Below are 20,114 nucleotides of genomic sequence, written 5' to 3'. Positions count from 1 at the left end.
TTGCGGCGCGGGCGCTCAAGGGCACGCGCGCCAATGGCGCGCAAACCGTGCCCTTTCGCCCCGGCGGGAGAGGGGCTCGTGCATCCGCAGCGTCGCGATCCCAACGCCCGCATTCAGCCAAAAAACGAATCCCCATTCCCCATTCCCCATTCCCAGCTCTTCACAGCTTGCCCTTCATCGACCGGTAGTCGCGCGGGGTCATGCCGACGGTGGCCTTGAACTGGCGGGCGAAGGCGCTCTGGTCGGCGAAGCCGCACAGCTGGCCGATGCTGGCGATGCTGTCGTCGCCGTGCAGCAGGCGCATCGCCGCTTCGATGCGCATCTTGGTCAGCAGTTGCTGCGGGGTCAGCTGGAACACGCGGCGGAAGTGCCGCTCCAGTTGCGCCACCGACAGCTCGGCCAGGTCGGCCAGGGTCTGCACGCGCAGGTTGTCGCCGTAGTGCGCCTGCATGTGCTCCATCGCGCGGCTGATGCGCTCGTAGGCGGAATGGCGGCTGTCCGGCTGGCCCAGGTCGCGGGAGATGCCGACCACGCCGATCACCTCGTCGCCCTCGCACAGCGGGCGCTTGAAGGTCAGGCACCAGCCGGGGGTGCGGTTCGGGAACAGGTGCACTTCCAGCTGGTTCTCGATCACCTCGCCGCACAGCACGCGCCGGTCCTGCATGAGGTAGCTGCCGCCCAGCGGCAGCGGGAACACGTCCGCGGCCGATTTGCCGATCAGGTCGGCGCGGTGTTTCTTGCCCAGCCGCCGCACCAGGGTCAGGTTGACGTGGGTGTAGCGGCCGTCGCGATCCTTCACGAAGAACACCACGTCCGGCAAGGCGTCGAACAGCGTCTGCAGTTCCAGTGCCGAAATCAGAGTGTCCATGGCGTTCACCTGGGGGAGTGGGTGGCGGCGCGGGCGCGCTGCCGCGCGTCCCCGGATGTCGATGCTAGCCTAAGTCGGCGCTGCCCGGCGTTGTCGGGTTGTGCGAATTTCCGCATTTGCGACAGGCAAACGCTGCTAGCCGGCGGCGGGGCCGAATGTGAGCATGGCGCCATGCATACACTCGATGTCATCGACTCGCACAGCGCCGGCGAACCGACCCGTGTCGTCGTCTCCGGCTTCCCCGATCTGGGAACCGGTTCCCTGGCCCAGCGCCGCGAACTGTTCCGCACGCGCTTCGACCGCTGGCGCAGCGCCATCGCCTGCGAGCCGCGCGGCTCGGACACCATGGTCGGCGCGCTGCTGCTGCCGCCGGTGGCCGCCGATGCCTGCGCGGCGGTGATCTTCTTCAACAACGTCGGCTACCTGGGCATGTGCGGCCACGGCACCATCGGCCTGGTGCGCACGCTGGCCGACCTGGGCCGGCTGAGCCCGGGCACGCACCGCATCGAGACGCCGGTGGGCACGGTCGGCGTGGAACTGCATGCCGACGGCCGGGTCTCGGTCGACAACGTCGAGAGCTACCGCCATGCCACCGGCATCGACGTACAGGTGCCCGAGTACGGGCGCGTGCGCGGTGACGTCGCCTGGGGCGGCAACTGGTTCTTCATCACCGAACAGACGCCGTGCGCGCTGGAACTGCGCCACCAGCGCGCGCTGACCGCCTATACCGAGGCGGTGCGGCTGGCGCTGGAGGCGGCGGGCATCCGCGGCGCCGACGGCGGCGAGATCGACCATATCGAGATCAACGGGCCGGCGCCGGACGCCAGCGCCGATGCGCGCAACTTCGTGCTGTGCCCGGGCCTGGCCTACGACCGTTCGCCGTGCGGCACCGGCACCAGCGCCAAGCTGGCGTGCCTGGCCGCCGACGGCAAGCTGGCGCCGGGCCAGGTGTGGCGCCAGCAGGGCATCCTCGGCAGCGTGTTCGAGGGCAGCTATGCGCCCGGCACCCGCGGGGTATTGCCGCGCATCACCGGGCAGGCCTTCATCACCGCCCGCGCACAGTTGCTGCTCGATCCGCAGGATCCGTTCGCCTGGGGCATCGGCGCCGCATGAGCAGCGGTTTCGACCTGATCGTCGTCGGCGCCGGCATCGTCGGCGCGGCCTGCGCCGATGCGGCGGCCGCCGCCGGCCTGCGCGTGGCGATCGTCGAGTCGGGCAGCATCGGCGGCGGTTCCACCGCCGCGGCCATGGGCCATCTGGTGGCGATGGACGACGATTCGGCGGAACTGGCGCTGTCGGCGTACTCGCTGCGCCTGTGGGAAGAGTTCGCGCCGCTGCCGCAGGCCGAGTTCAGCCGCTGCGGCACGCTGTGGGTGGCGCGCGAGGCGCGCGAGCTGGCGGCGATTCCGGCCAAGATCCAGCGCCTGGCCGCGGCCGGCGTGCACGCCGAAGCGCTCGATGCGCAGCGCTTGTATCAACTGGAGCCGGCGCTGGTGCCGGGCCTGGCCGGCGGCATGCGCGTGGCCGCCGAGGCGGTGGTGTATCCGCCGCGGATGGCGCGCTACCTGGTCGAGCGCGCCTGCGCCGCCGGCGCGCAGCTGTACGCCGGGCGCCGCGCCACCGCGCTGGTCGCTGCCGGCGTGCGCCTGGACGACGGCAGCGCGCTGCATGGCCCGGTGCTGGTCGCCACCGGCTGCGCCCTGCCGGAACTGTTGCCGGAACTGCCGATGCGCGCGCGCAAGGGACAACTGGTGATCACCGATCGCTATCCGGGCTTCGTCGCCCATCAATTGCTGGAGCTGGGCTATGCCGACAGCGCGCATGGCAGCGACGGCAGCAGCGTGGCATTCAACGTGCAGCCGCGGCCGACCGGGCAACTGCTGATCGGTTCCTCGCGCGAATTCGACGCGACCGACCGCGCGGTGTCGATGCCGATGCTGCAGCGGATGCTGGAGCGCGCCTTCGCGTTCCTGCCGGGCCTGCGGCAACTGCAGGCGATCCGGGTGTGGACCGGCCTGCGTCCGGCCACGCCGGACGGGCGCCCGTACCTGGGCGCGGTGCCGGAGCGGCGCGATGTGTGGGTCGCGGCCGGTCACGAAGGCCTGGGCGTGACCACTGCGCTTGGCAGTGCGCGCGTGCTGCTGGATCAGTTGCTGCAGCGGCCCCCTGCCATCGATCCGGTGCCGTACGCGCCGGCGCGGGCGCTGGCATGAGCGCGCGGATGCTGCGCCTGCAGGTCGACGGCCGCGATGTCGAAGTGCTCGACGGCAGCAGCGTGGCCGCGGCGGTGGCGCAGGTGGCCCCGCATTTCCGCCGCTCGCGCAGCGGCCAGCCGCGTGCGCCGCTGTGCGGCATGGGCGTGTGCGCCGAATGCCGGGTGCGCATCGACCGCGTCGGCCAGTTGCGCGCCTGCATCACCCCGGCGCGCGACGGCATGCAGGTGTGGACCGATGGCTGAGCCGCGCGCCCACTACGAGGTACTGGTGATCGGCGCCGGCCCGGCCGGGCTGGCGGCGGCGCTGGCCGCGGCAGGGCATGGCCGCCGCGTCGGCCTGGTCGATCTGCAGGCGCGTGCCGGCGGCCAGATCTGGCGCCACGACGTGGCCCAGGCGCCGCCGCGCCTGGCCGCCCGTGCGCTGGCGCAACTGGCGGCCAGCGCGGTGACGTTCCTGCCGCAGACCCAGGTGCTGCTGGCGCAGGACCGGCAGTTGCTCACCGATGGCCCGGACGGCCCGCGCTGGCTGGGCTACGACGCGCTGGTGCTGGCCACCGGCGCGCGCGAATTGCTGTTGCCGTTCCCGGGCTGGACCCTGCCCGGGGTGACCGGCGCTGGCGGCGCGCAGGCGCTGGCCAAGCAGGGCTGGCCGCTGCACGGGCGGCGCGTGCTGGTCGCCGGCAGCGGGCCGCTGCTGCTGGCCTCGGCGGCGACGCTGCAGCGCCATGGCGCGCAGGTGCTGGGCATCGTCGAACAGGCGCCGTGGCGCGCGCTGGCCGCATTCGCCGCGCAATTGCCGCTGCGCTGGCCGGACAAGGCCGTGCAGGCGCTGGCGCTGCGCACGCAACTGGCCGGGGTCGGCTACCACGCCGGCAGCGTGGTGCTGGCCGCGCACGGCGAGGGCCGCGTGCAGGAAGTGGAGATCGACGGCCCGCGCGGTCGCCGCCGTCTGGCCTGCGATCAACTGTCGGTGGGCTACGGCCTGGTGCCGAACGTGGAACTGGCGCAACTGCTGGGCTGTCGGCTGGGGCGCAGCGGCGTGCACCCGTGCGTGGCGGTGGATGCGCAGCTGCGCACCAGCGTCGACGGCGTGTACGCCGCCGGCGAGGCGCTGGGCATCGGCGGACGCGATTGCGCGCGCGTGGAAGGCGCGATCGCCGGCCACCTGGCCGCCGGCCAGGACGCCGATGCGCAGGCGCTGCAGCCGCAGCGGCGACGCGCGCGTGCCTTTGCCGCGCTGCTGCAGCAACAGTTCGCGCTCGACCCGCGCATTCATGCACTGGCCGCGCCGGATACGCTGGTGTGCCGCTGCGAGGACGTGCCGCTGGCGGCGCTGCGCGGCTACACCGACCTGCGCGACGCCAAGCTGGCTTCGCGCTGCGGCATGGGCGCCTGCCAGGGCCGCATCTGCGGCAGTGCGCTGACCGAGCTGGGGCTGGCCGCGCGCGCCGACGATTTCTCCGACGACGGCCGCCGGCCGCCGCTGTTCCCGGCGCGGCTGCACGCGCTGGCCCATCCCTGTCCGGACCCGGGTCCGGACACCGCTTGCGCCGCGCCTTCGTGCGCGGCATCCCTTCGCAACTCTCCACAAGGTGTACTTCCATGAGCAAGGCTTCCTTCTGGTACGGCGTGCTGCCGGCCATCACCACCCCGTTCAACGCCGACGGCAGCATCGACCACGCGTTCCTGGCCAAGCATGCGCAGCTCATGGTCGACGCCGGCTGCACCGCGATCGTGCCGCTGGGCTCGCTGGGCGAGGCGGCCACGCTGAGCTTCGACGACAAGCTGGCGATCCTGAAGACCCTGGTGCAGGCGGTCGACGGCCGCATCCCGGTGGTGCCGGGCATCGCCGCGCTGTCCACCGACGAAGCGGTGCGCCTGGCGCAGGCGGCCAAGCAGGTCGGCTGCGGGGGCATCATGGTGCTGCCGCCGTACGTGTATTCCACCGACTGGCGCGAGATGGGCGCGCACATGCGCGCGGTGATCGCCGCCACCGACCTGCCGGCGATCCTGTACAACAATCCGATCGCCTACAAGACCGATTTCAGCCCGGCGCAGATCGCCGAGCTGGCGGCCGAGTTCCCGAACCTGCAGGCGGTCAAGGAATCCTCCGGCGACGTGCGCCGCTTCGCCGCGCTGGGCGAGCTGCTCGGCGACCGCCTGGTGCTGCTGGTGGGCATGGACGATGCGATCGTCGAAGGCCTGAGCATGGGCGCCAAGGGCTGGATCGCCGGCCTGGTCAACGCCTATCCGAAGGAGTCGGTGAAGCTGTTCGAGCTGGCCCGCGACGGCGGCTACCCGGCGGCCAAGGCGCTGTACGACTGGTTCCTGCCGTTGCTGCGCCTGGACACCGTGCCCAAGTTCGTGCAGCTGATCAAGCTGGTGCAGGAGAAGGTCGGCCTGGGCAGCGAGCGCGTGCGCGCGCCGCGGCTGGTGCTGGAAGGCGCCGAGCGCGAAGCCGCGCTGAAGGTGATCGACCACGCCATCGCCACCCATCCCGGGCACTGAGATGAGCATGCAACCGCTGTTGCTGGCCGGCCACTGGCAGGCGTCTCTGGAGGAGCGCGGCAGTTTCCGCGCCGAGGATCCGCGCGACGGGAGCGAATTCGGCCCGTCGTTCCCGGTCAGCGGCGCTGCCGACCTGGAAGCGGCGCTGAGCGCGGCGGCGCTGAGCGCCGATGCGCTGGCCGCGGCCGCGCCGGAACGCATCGCCGGGTTCCTGGAGGCGTACGCCGACGCGATCGACGCCGACCTCGCGCAGCTGGTGGCGCTGGCGCATGCCGAGACCGGGCTGCCGGTGGAGCCGCGCCTGGCCAAGGTGGAACTGCCGCGCGCCAGCGGGCAGTTGCGCCAGGCCGCGCAGGCGGTGCGCAGCCACAGCTGGGCGCAGCCGGTGATCGACACCGCGGCCGGCCTGCGCGCGCAGCTGGGGCCGCTGCACAAGCCGGTGCTGGTGTTCGGCCCGAACAATTTCCCGTTCGCGTTCAACGCGGTGGCCGGCAGCGATTTCGCCTCGGCGATCGCCGCGCGCAATCCGGTCATCGCCAAGGCGCATCCCTCGCATCCGGCCACCAGCCAGCGCCTGGCCCAGCTCGCGCACCAGGCGCTGCTGGCGCACGACCTGCCGGCGGCGACGGTGCAGTTGCTGTATCACTTCGATAGCACGCTGGGCCTGGAACTGGCCGGCGATGCGCGGCTGGGCGCGATCGGCTTCACCGGCAGCCGTGCCGGCGGGCTGGCGCTGAAGGCCGCCGCCGACCGGGCCGGCGTGCCAGCCTACGTCGAGCTGTCCAGCGTCAATCCGGTGTTCCTGCTGCCGGGCGCGCTGGCCGAACGCGGCGCGGCGCTGGCGCAGGAGTTCTTCGCTTCCTGCACCATGGGCAGCGGCCAGTTCTGCACCAACCCGGGCATCGTGGTGGTGCCCGAGGGCGAGGCCGGCGATGCCTTCGTCGCCGCGGCCACCGCGCATTTCGCCGCGGCCGCGCCGGCGCTGCTGTTCTCGCGCGGCGTGCTGGAGCATCTGCAGCGCAGCGTGGGCACGCTGCGCGATGCCGGTGCCGCGGTGCTGGCCGGCGGCGAGGCCGCCGCGGGGCCGGGTTACCGGCATGCGCCGACCCTGCTGGCAGTGTCGGCCGAGGCGTTCCTGCAGCAGCCCGAGGCGCTGCAGACCGAGGCGTTCGGCCCGGTCAGCCTGATCGTGCGCGGCGGCGGGCTGGGGCAGTTGACCGCCCTGGCGCGCAGCTTCGAGGGCAACCTCACCGGCACCCTCTATCGTGCCGCCGACGGCAGCGACGACCCGGCCTTCGCCGCGCTGGCCGCGGCGCTGCGGCCGCGGGTGGGGCGCCTGATCTGCAACAAGATGCCGACCGGCGTGGCGGTGAGCCCGGCGATGAACCATGGCGGCCCGTATCCGAGCACCGGCCATCCGGGCTTCACCGCGGTCGGCATGCCCGCGGCGATCCGCCGCTTCGCCGCGCTGCACAGCTACGACGGCGTGCCCGACGCGCTGCTGCCGGCGCTGCTGCGCGACCGCAATCCCGGCGGCGTGCAGCGGTTGATCGACGGCATCTGGAGCACCGCCGACGTGGAGCGCAGCGCATGAGCGAGCACAGCCAGATCGGCGGGCTGACCCTGGAGCAGGCGCATGCGCAACTGGCGCCGTGGCCGCAACGCGCGCCCGCGATCCACGAGCAGGAATACCGGCAACGCCTGGCCAACGCGCGCTCGCTGATGCGCGCGCACGGCGCCGACGCGCTGCTGATCGGCGCCGGCGCTTCGCTGCGCTACTTCACCGGGGTGCCGTGGGGCGCCAGCGAGCGCCTGGTGGCGATGCTGCTGACCGCCGAAGGCGATCCGCTGCTGATCTGCCCGGCGTTCGAGGAAGGCTCGCTGGACGCGGTGCTGTGCCTGCCGGTGCGCAAGCGCCTGTGGCAGGAACACGAGGATCCGCACGCACTGGTCGCCGAGGCCTTGCTGGAACTGGACGCGCAGACCCTGGCGCTGGACCCGGGCGTGGCCTTCGCGGTGCATACCGGCCTGGCCGCGGTGCTGGGCCGGATCGCGATCCGCGATGCGACGGCCATCGTCGACGGCTGCCGCATGCGCAAGTCGCCGGCGGAACTGGCGCTGATGCAGCAGGCCTGCGACATGACCCTGCAGGTGCAGCGGTTGGCCGCTGGGCTGATCCGCGAGGGCATCACCACCGCGGAACTGACCCGCTTCATCGACCAGGCGCACCGCGCGCTCGGCGCCGACAACGGCTCGACCTTCTGCATCGTGCAGTTCGGTCACGCCACCGCGTATCCGCACGGCATTCCCGGCGTGCAGGCGCTGCGCCCGGGCGAGCTGGTGCTGATCGACACCGGCTGCACCGTGCAGGGCTACCACTCCGACATCACCCGCACCTACATCTTCGGCGAGCCCAGCGAGAAGCAGCGGCGCATCTGGCAACTGGAGCACGACGCGCAGGCGGCGGCGTTCGCCGCGGTGCGTCCGGGCGTGGCCTGCGCGGTGGTGGACGAGGCCGCGCGCAAGGTGCTGCAGCGTGCCGGGCTTGGCCCGGACTACCAACTGCCCGGGCTGCCGCACCGCACCGGCCACGGCTGCGGCATGAGCATCCACGAGGCGCCGTACCTGGTGCGCGGCAATGCCTTGCCGCTGGCCCCGGGCATGTGCTGCAGCAACGAGCCGATGATCGTGGTGCCGGGCGAGTTCGGCGTGCGCCTGGAGGATCATTTCTACGTCACCGAAGACGGCGCGCAGTGGTTCACGCCGCCGTCGCCGGCGATCGACCGGCCGTTCGCCTGATGCGGGCGGCGGCGGCCCTGGCAGCCTGCGCGGCGTGTGCCGCGCCGTGCAGCGGACACACCCCGTCCCGCGGAGTCCACCGATGAAACACCTGCGCCTGCCCGTCGCCAGCGTGCTGGCGCTGGCCCTGACCGCCTGCCAGCCGTCCGCACCGCCGGCGCCCTCCGCGCCGGCGGCTGCGGTGCCGGCAAAGGCGGCCGCATCGCCATCGCAGGCCTTCGCCGCGCTGCTCGATGCGCAATGGCAGTACCACCTCGCGCACCATCCCGAATTCGCCAGCATCATCGGCGACACCCGCTACAACGACCGTTGGAGCGATTATTCGCCCGCCGCGCTGGAGGCCGAACGCCAGGCGACGACGGCGTTCCTGGCGCGCTTCGATGCGGTCGATGCCAAGGCGCTGTCGGCGCAGGAGCAATTGAGCCTGCAGATGATGCAGCGGCAGCTGCGCGACCGCCTGGAAGCGATCGCGCTGAAGAACGACGAGATGCCGCTGGAGCCGGTGGGCGGCATCCAGGTCGCGCTGCCGGGCTACGCGCAGGCGTTTCCGTTCGCCAGCGTCAAGGACTACGAGGACTACATCAAGCGCCTGCAGGCGATCCCGGCGCTGCTCGACCAGGTGGTGGCGCTGTCGCGCGCCGGCGCCAGGGACGGGCTGGTGCAACCGAAGTACCTGCTCGAGCGCATTCCCGCGCAGGTGCGCGAGATCGCCGCGCCGGCCGGCGCCGACAGCCCGTTCGCGCTTCCGCTGCAGCAGTTCCCGGCGGCGGTGCCGGAGGCCGAGCGGCCACGCCTGCGCGCGGCGATGATCGCGGCGATCGACCAGCAGGTGCGCCCGGCCTACCGCAAGCTCGCCGACTTCGTCGCCGACGAGTACGCACCGCAGGGCCGCCTCCACGAAGGCCTGTGGTCGCTGCCCGATGGCGCGCGCCGCTACCGCTATGCGATCCACACCCAGACCACCACCGATCAGTCGCCCGAGCAGATCCACCAGACCGGCCTGGCCGAAGTCGCGCGCATCGAGGGCGAGATGGGCGCCATCGCCAAACAGCTCGGCTACGCCGACCTGGCGGCGTTGCGCCAGGCGGTGGCGCAGCAGCGCCGCTTCTTCGCCACCTCGCCCGAGCAGATCCTGCAACGCTACCGCGACGCCATCGCGCAGATGCAGCCGCAACTGCCCAAGCTGTTCGGCACCTTGCCGAAGACGCCGCTGGAGGTGCGCGCGATGGCCGCGTTCCGCGCCACCGCGCCCGGCGCCGAGTACTGGCAGAGCGATGCGCAGGGCAGCAAGCCCGGGCTGGTGATGGTCAACACCAGCGACTACGCGCACCGCACCCTGGTCAACATCGAGGCCACCGCGTATCACGAGGGCGTGCCCGGCCACCATCTGCAGATCTCGCTTGCCCAGACCCTGCCGCTGCCGCCGTTCCGCCAGCAGTCCGGCTACAACGCCTACGTGGAAGGCTGGGCGCTGTACGCCGAGCGGCTGGGCAAGGAAGTGGGCTTCTACCGCGATCCGTACAGCGACTACGGCCGCCTGGCCGGCGAACTGCTGCGCGCCAACCGGCTGGTGCTGGACACCGGGGTGCATGCCAAGCGCTGGACCCGGCAGCAGATGATCGACTTCTTCCACGCGCATCCGTCCGACGACGAACCCAGCATCCAGTCCGAGACCGATCGCTACATCGTCTGGCCGGGCCAGGCGCTGGGCTACAAGCTCGGCGAACTGGACATCCTGGCGCTGCGCGAGAAGGCCAAGCGCGCACTGGGCGATCGCTTCGACATCCGCGCCTTCCACGATGCCGTCCTCGGCGGCGGCGCGATGCCGCTGGACCTGCTGAACGCGCGCATCGACGCCTGGATTGCCCAGGTCCAGGCCGGCGCCCCCGCCACTCCGGAGACCCCGCGATGACTTCCCGTTCCCGACTGCCTACCGCATTGGCCCTGGCCATCGCCTGCACCCTGGCCTGGCAAGGCGCCGCCGCCGCCGCCGCGCCGGCCGCGGCGTCCGCTGCGGCCTCCGCTGCACCCGCCGGCGATGCCGGTGCGCGCTTCAAGGCCCTGTACCAGCGCGAGTGGAAGTGGCGCCAGGAGCAGTTCGCCGGCGCCGACGACGAAGACGCGCAGGGGCAGGCCGCCGATCACCTGCCCAAGGTCGATCCGGCCACCCAGGCGCAGCGCACCGCGTATTGGCAGCAGGTGCTGCGCGACCTGGACGCGATCGACCCCAGGCAGCTGTCGGCGCAGGACCAGGTGAACTACCAGGTCTATCGCCAGCAGCTGCAGGTGCTGCTCGACCAGCAGCGCTTCCGCGCCTGGGAAATGCCGTTCAACAGCGATACCGCGTTCTGGAGCGACCTGGGCTTCACCGCGCGCGCCACCCTGCGCAGCCGCGAGGACTACCAGCGCTACCTCGGGCAGCTCGCCGACATTCCGCGCTACTTCGACGAACAGATCGCCAACATGCGCGCCGGCCTGGCGCGCGGTTTCGCGCAGCCGGCGGTGACGCTGCAGGGCCGCGACCAGTCGATCGCCGAGGTGGCGCAGGCGCCGGGCGAGAGCAACCTGTTCTACACCCCGTTCAAGCAGATGCCGGCGACGATCCCGGCGCCGCTGCAGGCGCAGCTGCGCGCGCAGGCGCGCACGGCGATCGCCCAGCAGGTGGTGCCGGCCTACGCCAAGCTGCTGCGCTTCATGCGCGAGGAGTACCTGCCCAAGGCGCGCCCGGCGCTGGCCGCCGAATCGCTGCCCGACGGCGTGGCGTACTACCGCGCGCAGATCCGCGAATACACCACGCTCGACCTCAGCCCCCAGCAGATCCACGCGGTGGGCCTGAAGGAAGTGGCGCGGCTGCGCAAGGAGATGGACAAAGCGATCGCCGACAGCGGCTTCAAGACCCCGCCCGGGCAGCAGACGTTCCCGGCGTTCCTGCATTACCTGCGCACCGACCCGAGGTTCTACGCCAAGACCCCGGAGGAACTGCTCAAGGATGCGGCGTGGATCGCCAAGCGCGTGGACGGCAAGATCGGCGACTACATCGGCCGGCTGCCGCGGCAGCGCTTCGCGATCGAGCCGGTGCCGGCGGACCTGGCGCCGTTCTACACCGGCGGCCGCGGCGGCCCCGGCATCTACCTGGTCAACACCTACGATCTGCCGTCGCGGCCGCTGTACAACCTCACCGCGCTGACCCTGCACGAGTCCTCGCCCGGGCATGCGCTGCAGATGCCGTTGGCGGCCGAGCAGGGCAACCTGCCGGATTTCCGCCGCTACACCTTCATTTCCGCGTACGGCGAGGGCTGGGCGGTGTACTCGGAATACCTGGGGCAGGAGATGGGGATGTACGACACCCCGTACGACCGCTTCGGCTACCTGACCTACCAGATGTGGCGCGCGTGCCGGCTGGTGATCGACACCGGCATCCACCACGACGGCTGGACGCGGGAGCAGGCGCAGGCGTTCCTGCGCGACAACACCGCGCTCAGCGAGCACGAGGTGACCACCGAGGTCGACCGCTACATCGCCTGGCCCGGACAGGCGCTGTCCTACTACCTGGGCGAGCTGAAGATCCTGGAGCTGCGGCGCAAGGCCGAGCAGGCGCTGGGCGAGAAGTTCGACATCCGCGCCTTCCACGATGCGGTGCTGGAGACCGGCTCGGTGCCGCTGCCGGTGCTGGAGCAGCGCATCGACCGGTTCATCGCCGAGGGTGGGAAATCGCCGTGGGGCGCCGCAACGAACGCACCGCTGGCGCCATGACGAACGCGTCGCCACGCGCCGGGATGGCGAACGGTCCTCGCCGCCGTTCGAGGCCATGGGGCAGGGTGGAGATGCGAGCGAGGGGATGCGGGTGAGGGGACGTGGTGCAGTCTTGAGCGGTCGAACTGGCACGAGGCTACGCCCGGACCCTCATCCGCCCCTTCGGGGCACCTTCTCCCGGAGTGAGAAGGGACGTACAAGCCCCTCTCCCCCGGGAGAGGGGTTGGGGTGAGGGTAGTGCGCGAAGCGCATGAGGGATTTCAGCTGCACGAGGCTACGCCCGGACCCTCATCCGCCCCTTCGGGGCACCTTCTCCCGGAGTGAGAAGGGACGTACAAGCCCCTCTCCCCCGGGAGAGGGGTTGGGGTGAGGGTAGGGAGCGCCGCAGATCGTTGAATCGCCAGTGACACCACTTCCAGCGGGAGACGCCATGGCCGCACAAGGCAAGTTCCACAAGCGCTTGAGCCTGACCGATCTGACCTTCATCGGGTTGGGCTCGATCTTCGGCTCCGGTTGGCTGTTCTCGGCCAGCCACGTCTCGGCGATCGCCGGGCCGGCCGGCATCGTCTCGTGGATCGCCGGCGGCGTGGCGGTCCTGCTGCTGGGCCTGGTGTACTGCGAGCTGGGTGCGGCGCTGCCGCGCGCCGGCGGCGTGGTGCGCTACCCGGAGTATTCGCACGGCGTGCTGCTGGGCTGGCTGATGGGCTTCATCACCCTGATCGCCTTCTCCAGCCTGATCGCGATCGAGGTGGAGGCGGCGCGGCAGTACGCGGCGGCGTGGTTCCCGTGGCTCAACCAGGCCGGCAGCACCCATCCCAGCGTCGCCGGCTGGCTGCTGCAACTGGCGCTGCTGGTGGCGTTCTTCCTGCTCAACTACTACAGCGTCAAGACCTTCGCCACCGCCAACAACATCGTCAGCGTGTTCAAGTTCCTGGTGCCGGTGCTGGTGATCGTGCTGCTGATGGCGCACTTCGATGCGCGCAACTTGCACGTGCAGGGCTTTGCGCCGTTCGGCGCGGCCGGGGTGGAGGCGGCGATCTCCGCCGGCGGCATCATCTTCGCTTACCTGGGGCTGACCCCGATCGTGTCGGTGGCCAGCGAAGTGCGCGATCCGCAGCGCAACATCCCGATCGCGCTGATCCTGTCGGTGGCGCTGTCCACGGTCATCTACGTGCTGTTGCAGCTGGCGTTCCTGGGCGGGGTGCCGGCGCAGCACCTGGCCAACGGCTGGGGCGGCATCGACAAGGCGTTCTCGCTGCCGTACCACGACATCGCCCTGGCGCTGGGCATGGGCTGGCTGGCGGCGCTGGTGATCTGCGATGCGATGATCTCGCCCAGCGGTACCGGCAACATCTACATGAACGCCACGCCGCGGGTGGTGTACGGCTGGGCGCGCAGCGGCGGCTTCCTGCCGGTGCTGACCAAGGTGGATGCCGCCTCCGGCATCCCGCGCCCGGCGCTGTGGCTGAGCCTGGGTCTGTCGGTGTTCTGGACCCTGCCATTCCCCTCGTGGGAGGCGCTGATCAACGTGGTGTCGGCGGCGCTGGTGCTGAGCTACGCGGTGGCGCCGGTGACCGTGGCCGCGTTGCGGCGCAGCGCGCCGGAACTGCCGCGGCCGTTCCGGCTGCGCGGCATGGCGTTGCTCGGCCCGCTGTCGTTCATCGTCGCAGGGCTGATCGTGTACTGGTCGACCTGGAACACGCTGTCGTGGCTGCTCGGCCTGCAGATCGCGATGTTCGCGCTGTACGTGCTGTACCGCCTGCCCAACGCCGCCGGCCGCGCGCGTCTGTGGCGGCAGATACGCGGCGTGCTGTGGCTGATCGTGTTCTTCGCCCTGGTGCTGGTGGTATCGCGCCTGGGTACCTTCGGCGGCAGCGGCTGGATCGCGCATCCCTGGGACACGCTGTGCGTGGCGGCGATCGCGCTGGGCTGCTATCACTGGGGTGCGCGCAGCGGCCTGCGCCCCGAGGAGCTGGCGCTGGAAGAGGACGACGGGGAATAACCGTTGCGTGTGTGGAAGGGCTTAGGAGCGGTTCTTGTCCCCTTTGTGGGATTGGCCGCGATGGGCTTTACCGGTAATGGCTGTCGCGGCTGAAGCTGCTCCTACGCAAAAAAGCGTGTTATCGAAGTGATTGGAAACTGTATGAACAAGTTCGTCGTATCGATCGTCATGGCCCTGGCATGCTGCACCGGTGCCGCACAGGCCGCCCCCAGCGTTGCCGACTACCAGCGTTCGCTGGGGCTGCGCGAGGCCTGGATCGGCCTGACCGAGAACGTGACCTGGCCGGCGCAGTGGCGCGACGACGGCGCGTTCTACTACCGCAAGACCGTGCCGGGCGGCTTCGCCTTCGTGGTCGAGGACGTGGCCAGCCAGCGCAAGCAGCCGGCGTTCGACCAGGCGCGGCTGGCACGCGCGCTGGGCGCGGCCACCGGCACCGACTATGCGGCGCTGCGCCTGCCGTTCGCGCGCTTCGCCTACGTCGCCGAGGGTGGCCAGGCGCAGGCGGCGATCGCCTTCGAACTCGACGAAACGCCGTGGCGTTGCACCCTCACCACCTATGTCTGCGCCCGCGCCGACAGCGGCCCGCAGCCGCGGCCGCGCGGCTTCGGCGTGGTGCGCGACCTGAGCGTGCCGGCCGATTCAACCCCGCGGCGCTCGCCGGACGGGCGCTGGGACGCCTACGTGGACGGCAACGCGGTGATGCTGCGCGCGGTGGCCGACGGGCGCACGTTGCGCCTGGCCGACGATGGCCGCAGCGACGATTTCTACGATCCGGAAACGATCGCCTGGTCGCCGGATTCGCAGCGGCTGGCACTGTACCGGGTGAAGCCCGGCTTTCCCCGCCGCGTCACCCGGGTCGAGGCGGCGCCGCCCGGCGGCGGCCAGCCGGTGGTGCGCACCCAGTTGTATCCCAAGCCCGGCGACGCGGTGGACATCGAGCGGCCGGTGCTGTTCGACCTCGGCGCGCTGGCCCGCGGCGGCATGCCCAAGCGCCTGGCCATCGACGATGCGTTGTTCGCCAACCCCTACCAGCTCTCGCCGATCCAGTGGCGCCGCGACAGCGCCAGCTTCGTGTTCGACTACGTGCAGCGCGGCTTCCAACGCATGCGCGCGATCGCGGTGGACGCGGCCACCGGCAAGGCGCACGTGGCGGTGGGCGAGGACGCCAAGACCTTCGTCTATGCCGACCGCAGCTACCACCACGATGTCGATGGCCTGGGCAAGGAGATCCTGTGGATCTCCGAGCGCGACGGCTGGCGCCACCTGTACCTGTTCGACGGCGCCAGCGGCCGCATCAAGGCGCAGGTCACCAAGGGCGAGTGGATCGTGCGCGACGTGTTGCGCGTGGACGACGCGCAGCGGCGCATCTGGTTCACCGCCAGCGGCATGGATGCGGGCAAGGATCCGTACTATCGGCAATTGTTCGCGGTGGATTTCGACGGCGGCCACCTGACCCGGCTGACCGAGGCCGATGCCGACCACGACGTGGCGATCGCCGACGACGGTCGCCATTACGTGGACGTGTATTCGCGTCCGGACATGGCGCCGGTGATGGAGCTGCATGCCATCGACGGGCGCCTGCTGCAGGTGGTCGAGCGCGGCGACATCCGCAAGCTGCAGGCCGCTGGCTGGCGCGCGCCGCAGACCTTCGTCGCCAAGGGCCGCGACGGCAAGACCGACATCTGGGGCATGGTGGTGCGCCCGCGCGACTACGACCCGCACAAGCGCTACCCGGTGATCGAGAACATCTACGCCGGCCCGCACGATTCCTTCGTGCCCAAGACCTTCTGGCCGTTCGGCTACCACTCCGGCGGCGACAAGCAGATCGGCATGCAGGCGCAGGCCGATCTGGGCTTCATCGTGGTGATGATCGACGGCATGGGCACCGCCAACCGCTCCAAGGCCTTCCACGATGTGGCCTGGAAGAACCTCGGCGATTCCGGCTTCCCCGACCGCATCGCCTGGCACAAGGCGATGGCGGCGCAGGATCCGTCCTACGACCTCGGCCGTGTCGGCATCTACGGCGCTTCGGCCGGCGGGCAGAGCACGCTGGGCGCGCTGGAGCGGCATCCGGACTTCTACAAGGTCGGCGTGGCGTATGCGGGGTGCTACGACAACCGCATGGACAAGATCAGCTGGAACGAGCAGTGGATGGGCTGGCCGGTGGACGCCAGCTATGCGCGCGCCTCCGGCGTGGACAATGCGGCCAAGCTGCGCGGCGACCTGCTGCTGATCGTCGGCGAGCAGGACAGCAACGTCGACCCGGCCTCGACCGGGCAGGTGGTGGACGCGCTGATCAAGGCCGGCAAGGACTTCGATCTGCTGGTCGTGCCCGGCGGCGAACACTCCGTCGGCCGCTCCACCGGTCCCATCGACTATGTGCAGCGGCGCCAGTACGACTTCTTCGTGCGGCATCTGTTGGGGGAGCCGACGCCGGCTTGGAACCGGCTGTAGGGAGCTGGGATTGGGGATTGGGGATTGGGGATTGGGGATTCGCAAAAGCGCATTGATTCCCTTCTCCCCTCGGGAGAAGGGGCCCCGAAGGGGCGGATGAGGGTACGGGGGATGCACCGAGTTCTGGGGCATCGCGGTGCTCCCGTACCCTCACCCCAACCCCTCTCCCGGTGGGAGAGGAGCTCGCCTTTCCCTTCTCCCCTCGGGAGAAGGTGCCCCGCAGGGGCGGATGAGGGTGCGGGCGATGCACCGAGTTCTGGGGCATCGCGGTGCTCCCGTACCCTCACCCCAACCCCTCTCCCGAGGGGAGAGGGGCTTTGAGCGTCGGCGCTGCCGCAGTTGCTCTTGCGAATCCCCAATCCCCAATCCCCAATCCCCGCCACTAAAGACATCGCCACATCAGCCGATACCCCGGCAAGCCTCCCTGCGCGCCCCGTCTGCCATGACCGCCATCGCTCCCAGCTCCTCGATCGCGCTGTCCGGCATGCGCGCTGCCGCGTCGGGGCTGCAGGTGCGCGCCAACAACATCGCCAATCTCGCCACCGACGGCTTCCAGCGCTCGGTGCCGGTGAACCAGGCGAGCGCCGGCGGCGGCGTGGTCGGCCAGGTGCAGCAGGCCGACGGGCAGGGCAGCGATCTGGTCGACGACATGGTCGGCACGCTGACCGAGCGCACCGCGTTCCAGGCCAATGCGCGGGTGCTGCGCGCGGCCGACGACAGCATCGGCAGCCTGCTCGACGTGCTCGCCTAAGCCGTCACCGCCGCGTCGCGCTGCCGCGACGCAGCACCGCCGCGACCACGTGGCTGTGCGGTTTTCCGCACCGATCCTCGGCACAGCGCACAAGACGCTGCGGCGCGCGCGGCGCACGATGCGACGATCGCATTGCATCGGGGACGGTAGATGGATCGGAGAGATTTCCTGCGTCAGGGCCTGGCGGTCGGCGCGGTCGCCGGCGTGGAAGCACTGGCCGGGCGTGCCGCCGCGGCACCGGCGGCCGCCAGCGCCGCGCGCCCGCCTGCGCCGCCGCAACTGCAGCCGCTGGCGGCCGACGCGCTCGCCGGGCACACCCTGCAGTGCCGTTTCGTCGAGGCCGGCGCGACCTGGGAGGTGTACGAGGATCTGCGCCAGCCCGATGGCGACCTGACCCTGCTCGGGCCGGGCGGGGCGCTGGTGCTGGGCAAGCGCACCGAAGCGGTGTACCCGGCCGCGCAGGCGCCGTACTTCGGCATGGCCCTGGCCGAGGTGGCGATGGCCGACGCCGACCTGCTCGCCGATCGCCTGCTGCGCGACGGCGACCCGAGCGCCGAGGCGGTGCGCGACGTGGCGCCGCCGCCGGCCTCGCAGCTGGACCCCAAGGACTACAACGGACGCCTGCCGTGGACCACCTTCGTCGGCACCCGCGAATGCGCCGACACCATGCCGGTGTACCCGGACGGGCGTACCCGCTGCTACCGCGCCATCCAGTCGTTCCCGGAGCTGGGCAAGGACGAACTGGTGCGGCGGCGTAGCGAAGGCCTGCTCGGCGGCTGGATGCCGGCGGTGCGCAAGGTGGTGCCCGCTGGCGAGAATCGCTACTACGACACCCTGCTGTTCGCCGACGTGCTGGCCGAGGACCGTTTCGTGGTGCAGACCTGGCACCGCAGCGCGCTGGTCGAGCACGGCAAGATCAGCAAGGTGGTGTACGGCTACAGCTATCCCGACTATCCGCCGCGACGCGGTCCGCGCAGCGCCGAGGATTTCTACCGTGGCATGCTCGCCTTCGCCGGCTACTGGCAGGCGCAACTCGCCGACACCGTGCAGGCGCAGACCCCGGACCCGAGCTGGCGCGACATGGCGCGCTTCGCCTTCGCCCGCGAGCTGGTGGTGCGCCCGGGCGGCACCTATCCCAAGTACGGCGCAGTGGATCGCGACTACTACGGCAACGAGTACGACGGCTTCCAGGACACCTTCACCAGTTCGCTGTACGCCAACCTGGAATGGGGCCGCTTCCGTCAGGCGGCGGCGGTGCTGGATGGCTATTTCAGCGATTTCGTGCAGGCCGACGGCATGGTCAACATGCGCGGCCCGGAGACCGGCCAGTTCGGGCTGACCCTGTCGCTGCTGGCGCGCTACCTGCGCTACACCGGCGATGCCGCACTGCTGCGCAAGCACCGCGACAAGATCGCCGCCACCGCGCAGGTGCTGGCCGAACTGCACGACGCCGGCCTGCGCCTGCCGGCGTCGGCACCCGGGCACGGCCTGATCCACGGCTGGAACGAATCCGATGCCTGCCTGTTCCCCGATCCGCAGGTGTGGTGGAAGCCGTACTACGCCAACAGCGCGCTGGCGGTGCGCGGCTGGCAGGACCTGGCCGCGGTGTGGCCCGGCATCGCCGGGCCGGGCGGGCAGGCCGCCGCGGCGCAGTGGCAGCGGCGCGCACAGCAGCTGTCCGCGCAACTGCTGCGCACGCTGCGCGGCAACGTCCGCCATGACCTGCAGCCGCCCTACATCGGTCCGTTGCCCGGGGTGAAACTCACCTTCCGCCAGTCGCTGCAGCAGGAACACCCCAGCGAGCAGGGCTGGCCGCACCGCGCCTACGCCGAACTGCTGCAGGCCGACGTGCTGCCCGACGACCTGGCGCACCTGGTCATCGACTGCGTGCGCGGCCACGGCGGCACCAGCCTCGGCGTGGTCGGCAACATCACCGCGCCGACGCCGGAGGCGCGCGACCTGCTCGGCTTCATCTCCTACGGCTATGCGCAGCAGTTGCTGCGCCTGGACCGCATCGAGGAATACCTGCTGTTCCTGTACGCGCACCGCTACCACGTGCATACCCGCGGCAGCTGGACGGCGGGCGAGGTCAGCGGCATCACCGGCGGCATGCCGCTGTTCTGCATCCCGGCGCAGATGACCATCCCGCTGCTGCTGCGCTGGATGCTGGTGTTCGAGGACAGCGCCGGCGAGGAACTGTTCCTGGCGCGTGCGCTGCCGCGCGACTGGCTGGGCAGCGGCGAGACGATCGCGATCGACGCGGCGCCGACGCGCTGGGGCAAGGTCTCGCTGGCGCTGCACGGGGATCCGGCGCGCAAGCGCATCGACGGCAGCGTGACGCTGCCGGCGCAGCGGCCGGCACGGACCTGGCTGACCCTGCGCGTGCCGGCCGGCACCCGCCTGCACGAGGTGCGGCTGGACGGGCAGCCGGCGGCGCTGTCGGGGCCGCGCAACGAACGTGTGCTGGTGCCGGCCGGGAGCGCGGCGACGGTGGCGATTTCGGCCGTCTACGGCTGAGTGGCGAAAAAGTCGGAAACGTCCCGCCGGCCTGCGGGGCAGTGCGGTATTCCGCACGTTTTCCCGATAAATACGACAAGACGCCGCGCGCGTCCTACGCGCACATTGTGACCGTGCAGTGAATGTCCAGGGGGAGATTCACTGCACCTCACCGGGGACGCAGCGCATGGGTCGTGCGCGTCGCCGTGCAGGCGGCGTCGGGATCGTCCCGTCCGGCGGCGCCTGCGTGGACACGTCCGTTTTCGTA

Annotated in this window: 14 protein-coding genes; 13 read left to right on the top strand and 1 reads right to left on the bottom strand. The window is 71.1% G+C overall.

Annotation, left to right across the window (positions count from 1 at the left end; all coding sequences use genetic code 11):
* Positions 1-160: 160 nt before the first annotated feature.
* The gene (locus tag AC1PME_RS13560) at positions 161-868 is read right to left on the bottom strand and encodes an AraC family transcriptional regulator (protein ID WP_254458511.1); all 708 of its coding nucleotides are present in this window, start codon (positions 866-868) and stop codon (positions 161-163) included.
* A gap of 171 nt (positions 869-1,039) precedes the next feature.
* Here AC1PME_RS13560 and AC1PME_RS13555 point away from each other — a divergent pair, with 171 nt between their 5' ends.
* The 13 genes from AC1PME_RS13555 to AC1PME_RS13495 all read left to right on the top strand — a co-directional run bounded on the left by AC1PME_RS13555 (position 1,040) and on the right by AC1PME_RS13495 (position 19,867).
* Complete coding sequence (locus AC1PME_RS13555) at positions 1,040-1,981, top strand: 4-hydroxyproline epimerase (protein ID WP_481096142.1); 942 nt, start codon at positions 1,040-1,042, stop codon at positions 1,979-1,981.
* Positions 1,978-3,081 carry an NAD(P)/FAD-dependent oxidoreductase gene (locus AC1PME_RS13550; RefSeq protein WP_481096141.1) on the top strand — a complete coding sequence of 368 codons (1,104 nt, stop codon included), beginning with the start codon at positions 1,978-1,980 and terminating at the stop codon, positions 3,079-3,081. The genes AC1PME_RS13555 and AC1PME_RS13550 overlap by 4 nt, the downstream gene beginning before the upstream one ends.
* Complete coding sequence (locus AC1PME_RS13545; RefSeq protein WP_184502469.1) at positions 3,078-3,326, top strand: (2Fe-2S)-binding protein; 249 nt, start codon at positions 3,078-3,080, stop codon at positions 3,324-3,326. The genes AC1PME_RS13550 and AC1PME_RS13545 overlap by 4 nt, the downstream gene beginning before the upstream one ends.
* Positions 3,319-4,689 (top strand): FAD-dependent oxidoreductase, encoded by a 1,371-nt coding sequence (locus AC1PME_RS13540; RefSeq protein ID WP_481096140.1) that lies wholly within the window; start codon positions 3,319-3,321, stop codon positions 4,687-4,689. Before AC1PME_RS13545 ends, AC1PME_RS13540 begins: the two co-directional genes overlap by 8 nt.
* Positions 4,686-5,591, top strand: coding sequence for a dihydrodipicolinate synthase family protein (locus tag AC1PME_RS13535; RefSeq protein WP_209031823.1), 906 nt, complete (start codon positions 4,686-4,688; stop codon positions 5,589-5,591). Before AC1PME_RS13540 ends, AC1PME_RS13535 begins: the two co-directional genes overlap by 4 nt.
* Before the next feature lies 1 nt (position 5,592).
* Positions 5,593-7,185, top strand: coding sequence for an aldehyde dehydrogenase family protein (locus AC1PME_RS13530; RefSeq protein WP_307551313.1), 1,593 nt, complete (start codon positions 5,593-5,595; stop codon positions 7,183-7,185).
* Positions 7,182-8,390, top strand: a complete 1,209-nt coding sequence (locus AC1PME_RS13525) for a M24 family metallopeptidase (protein ID WP_481096139.1) — start codon at positions 7,182-7,184, stop codon at positions 8,388-8,390. The genes AC1PME_RS13530 and AC1PME_RS13525 overlap by 4 nt, the downstream gene beginning before the upstream one ends.
* 82 nt (positions 8,391-8,472) lie before the next feature.
* Entirely contained in the window at positions 8,473-10,302 is a 1,830-nt protein-coding gene (locus AC1PME_RS13520) for a DUF885 domain-containing protein (RefSeq protein WP_307551310.1), read from the top strand.
* Entirely contained in the window at positions 10,299-12,143 is a 1,845-nt protein-coding gene (locus AC1PME_RS13515) for a DUF885 domain-containing protein (protein WP_481096138.1), read from the top strand. Before AC1PME_RS13520 ends, AC1PME_RS13515 begins: the two co-directional genes overlap by 4 nt.
* A 430-nt stretch (positions 12,144-12,573) precedes the next feature.
* Complete coding sequence (locus AC1PME_RS13510; protein ID WP_481096137.1) at positions 12,574-14,145, top strand: APC family permease; 1,572 nt, start codon at positions 12,574-12,576, stop codon at positions 14,143-14,145.
* A 141-nt stretch (positions 14,146-14,286) separates the two neighbouring features.
* On the top strand, positions 14,287-16,599 hold the full coding sequence (locus tag AC1PME_RS13505) for a S9 family peptidase (protein WP_481096136.1): 2,313 nt from the start codon (positions 14,287-14,289) through the stop codon (positions 16,597-16,599).
* Between the two features lie 442 nt (positions 16,600-17,041).
* Entirely contained in the window at positions 17,042-17,350 is a 309-nt protein-coding gene (locus tag AC1PME_RS13500) for a flagellar basal body protein (RefSeq protein WP_307551302.1), read from the top strand.
* 150 nt (positions 17,351-17,500) lie between these two features.
* The gene (locus tag AC1PME_RS13495; RefSeq protein ID WP_481096135.1) at positions 17,501-19,867 is read left to right on the top strand and encodes a Tat pathway signal protein; all 2,367 of its coding nucleotides are present in this window, start codon (positions 17,501-17,503) and stop codon (positions 19,865-19,867) included.
* Positions 19,868-20,114: the final 247 nt, after the last annotated feature.

The sequence above is a fragment of the Xanthomonas sp. NCPPB 901 genome (assembly GCF_056725085.1).
The sequence above is the reverse complement of the archived record's forward strand: the minus strand, read 5'-3'. Positions and strand labels throughout refer to the sequence as shown.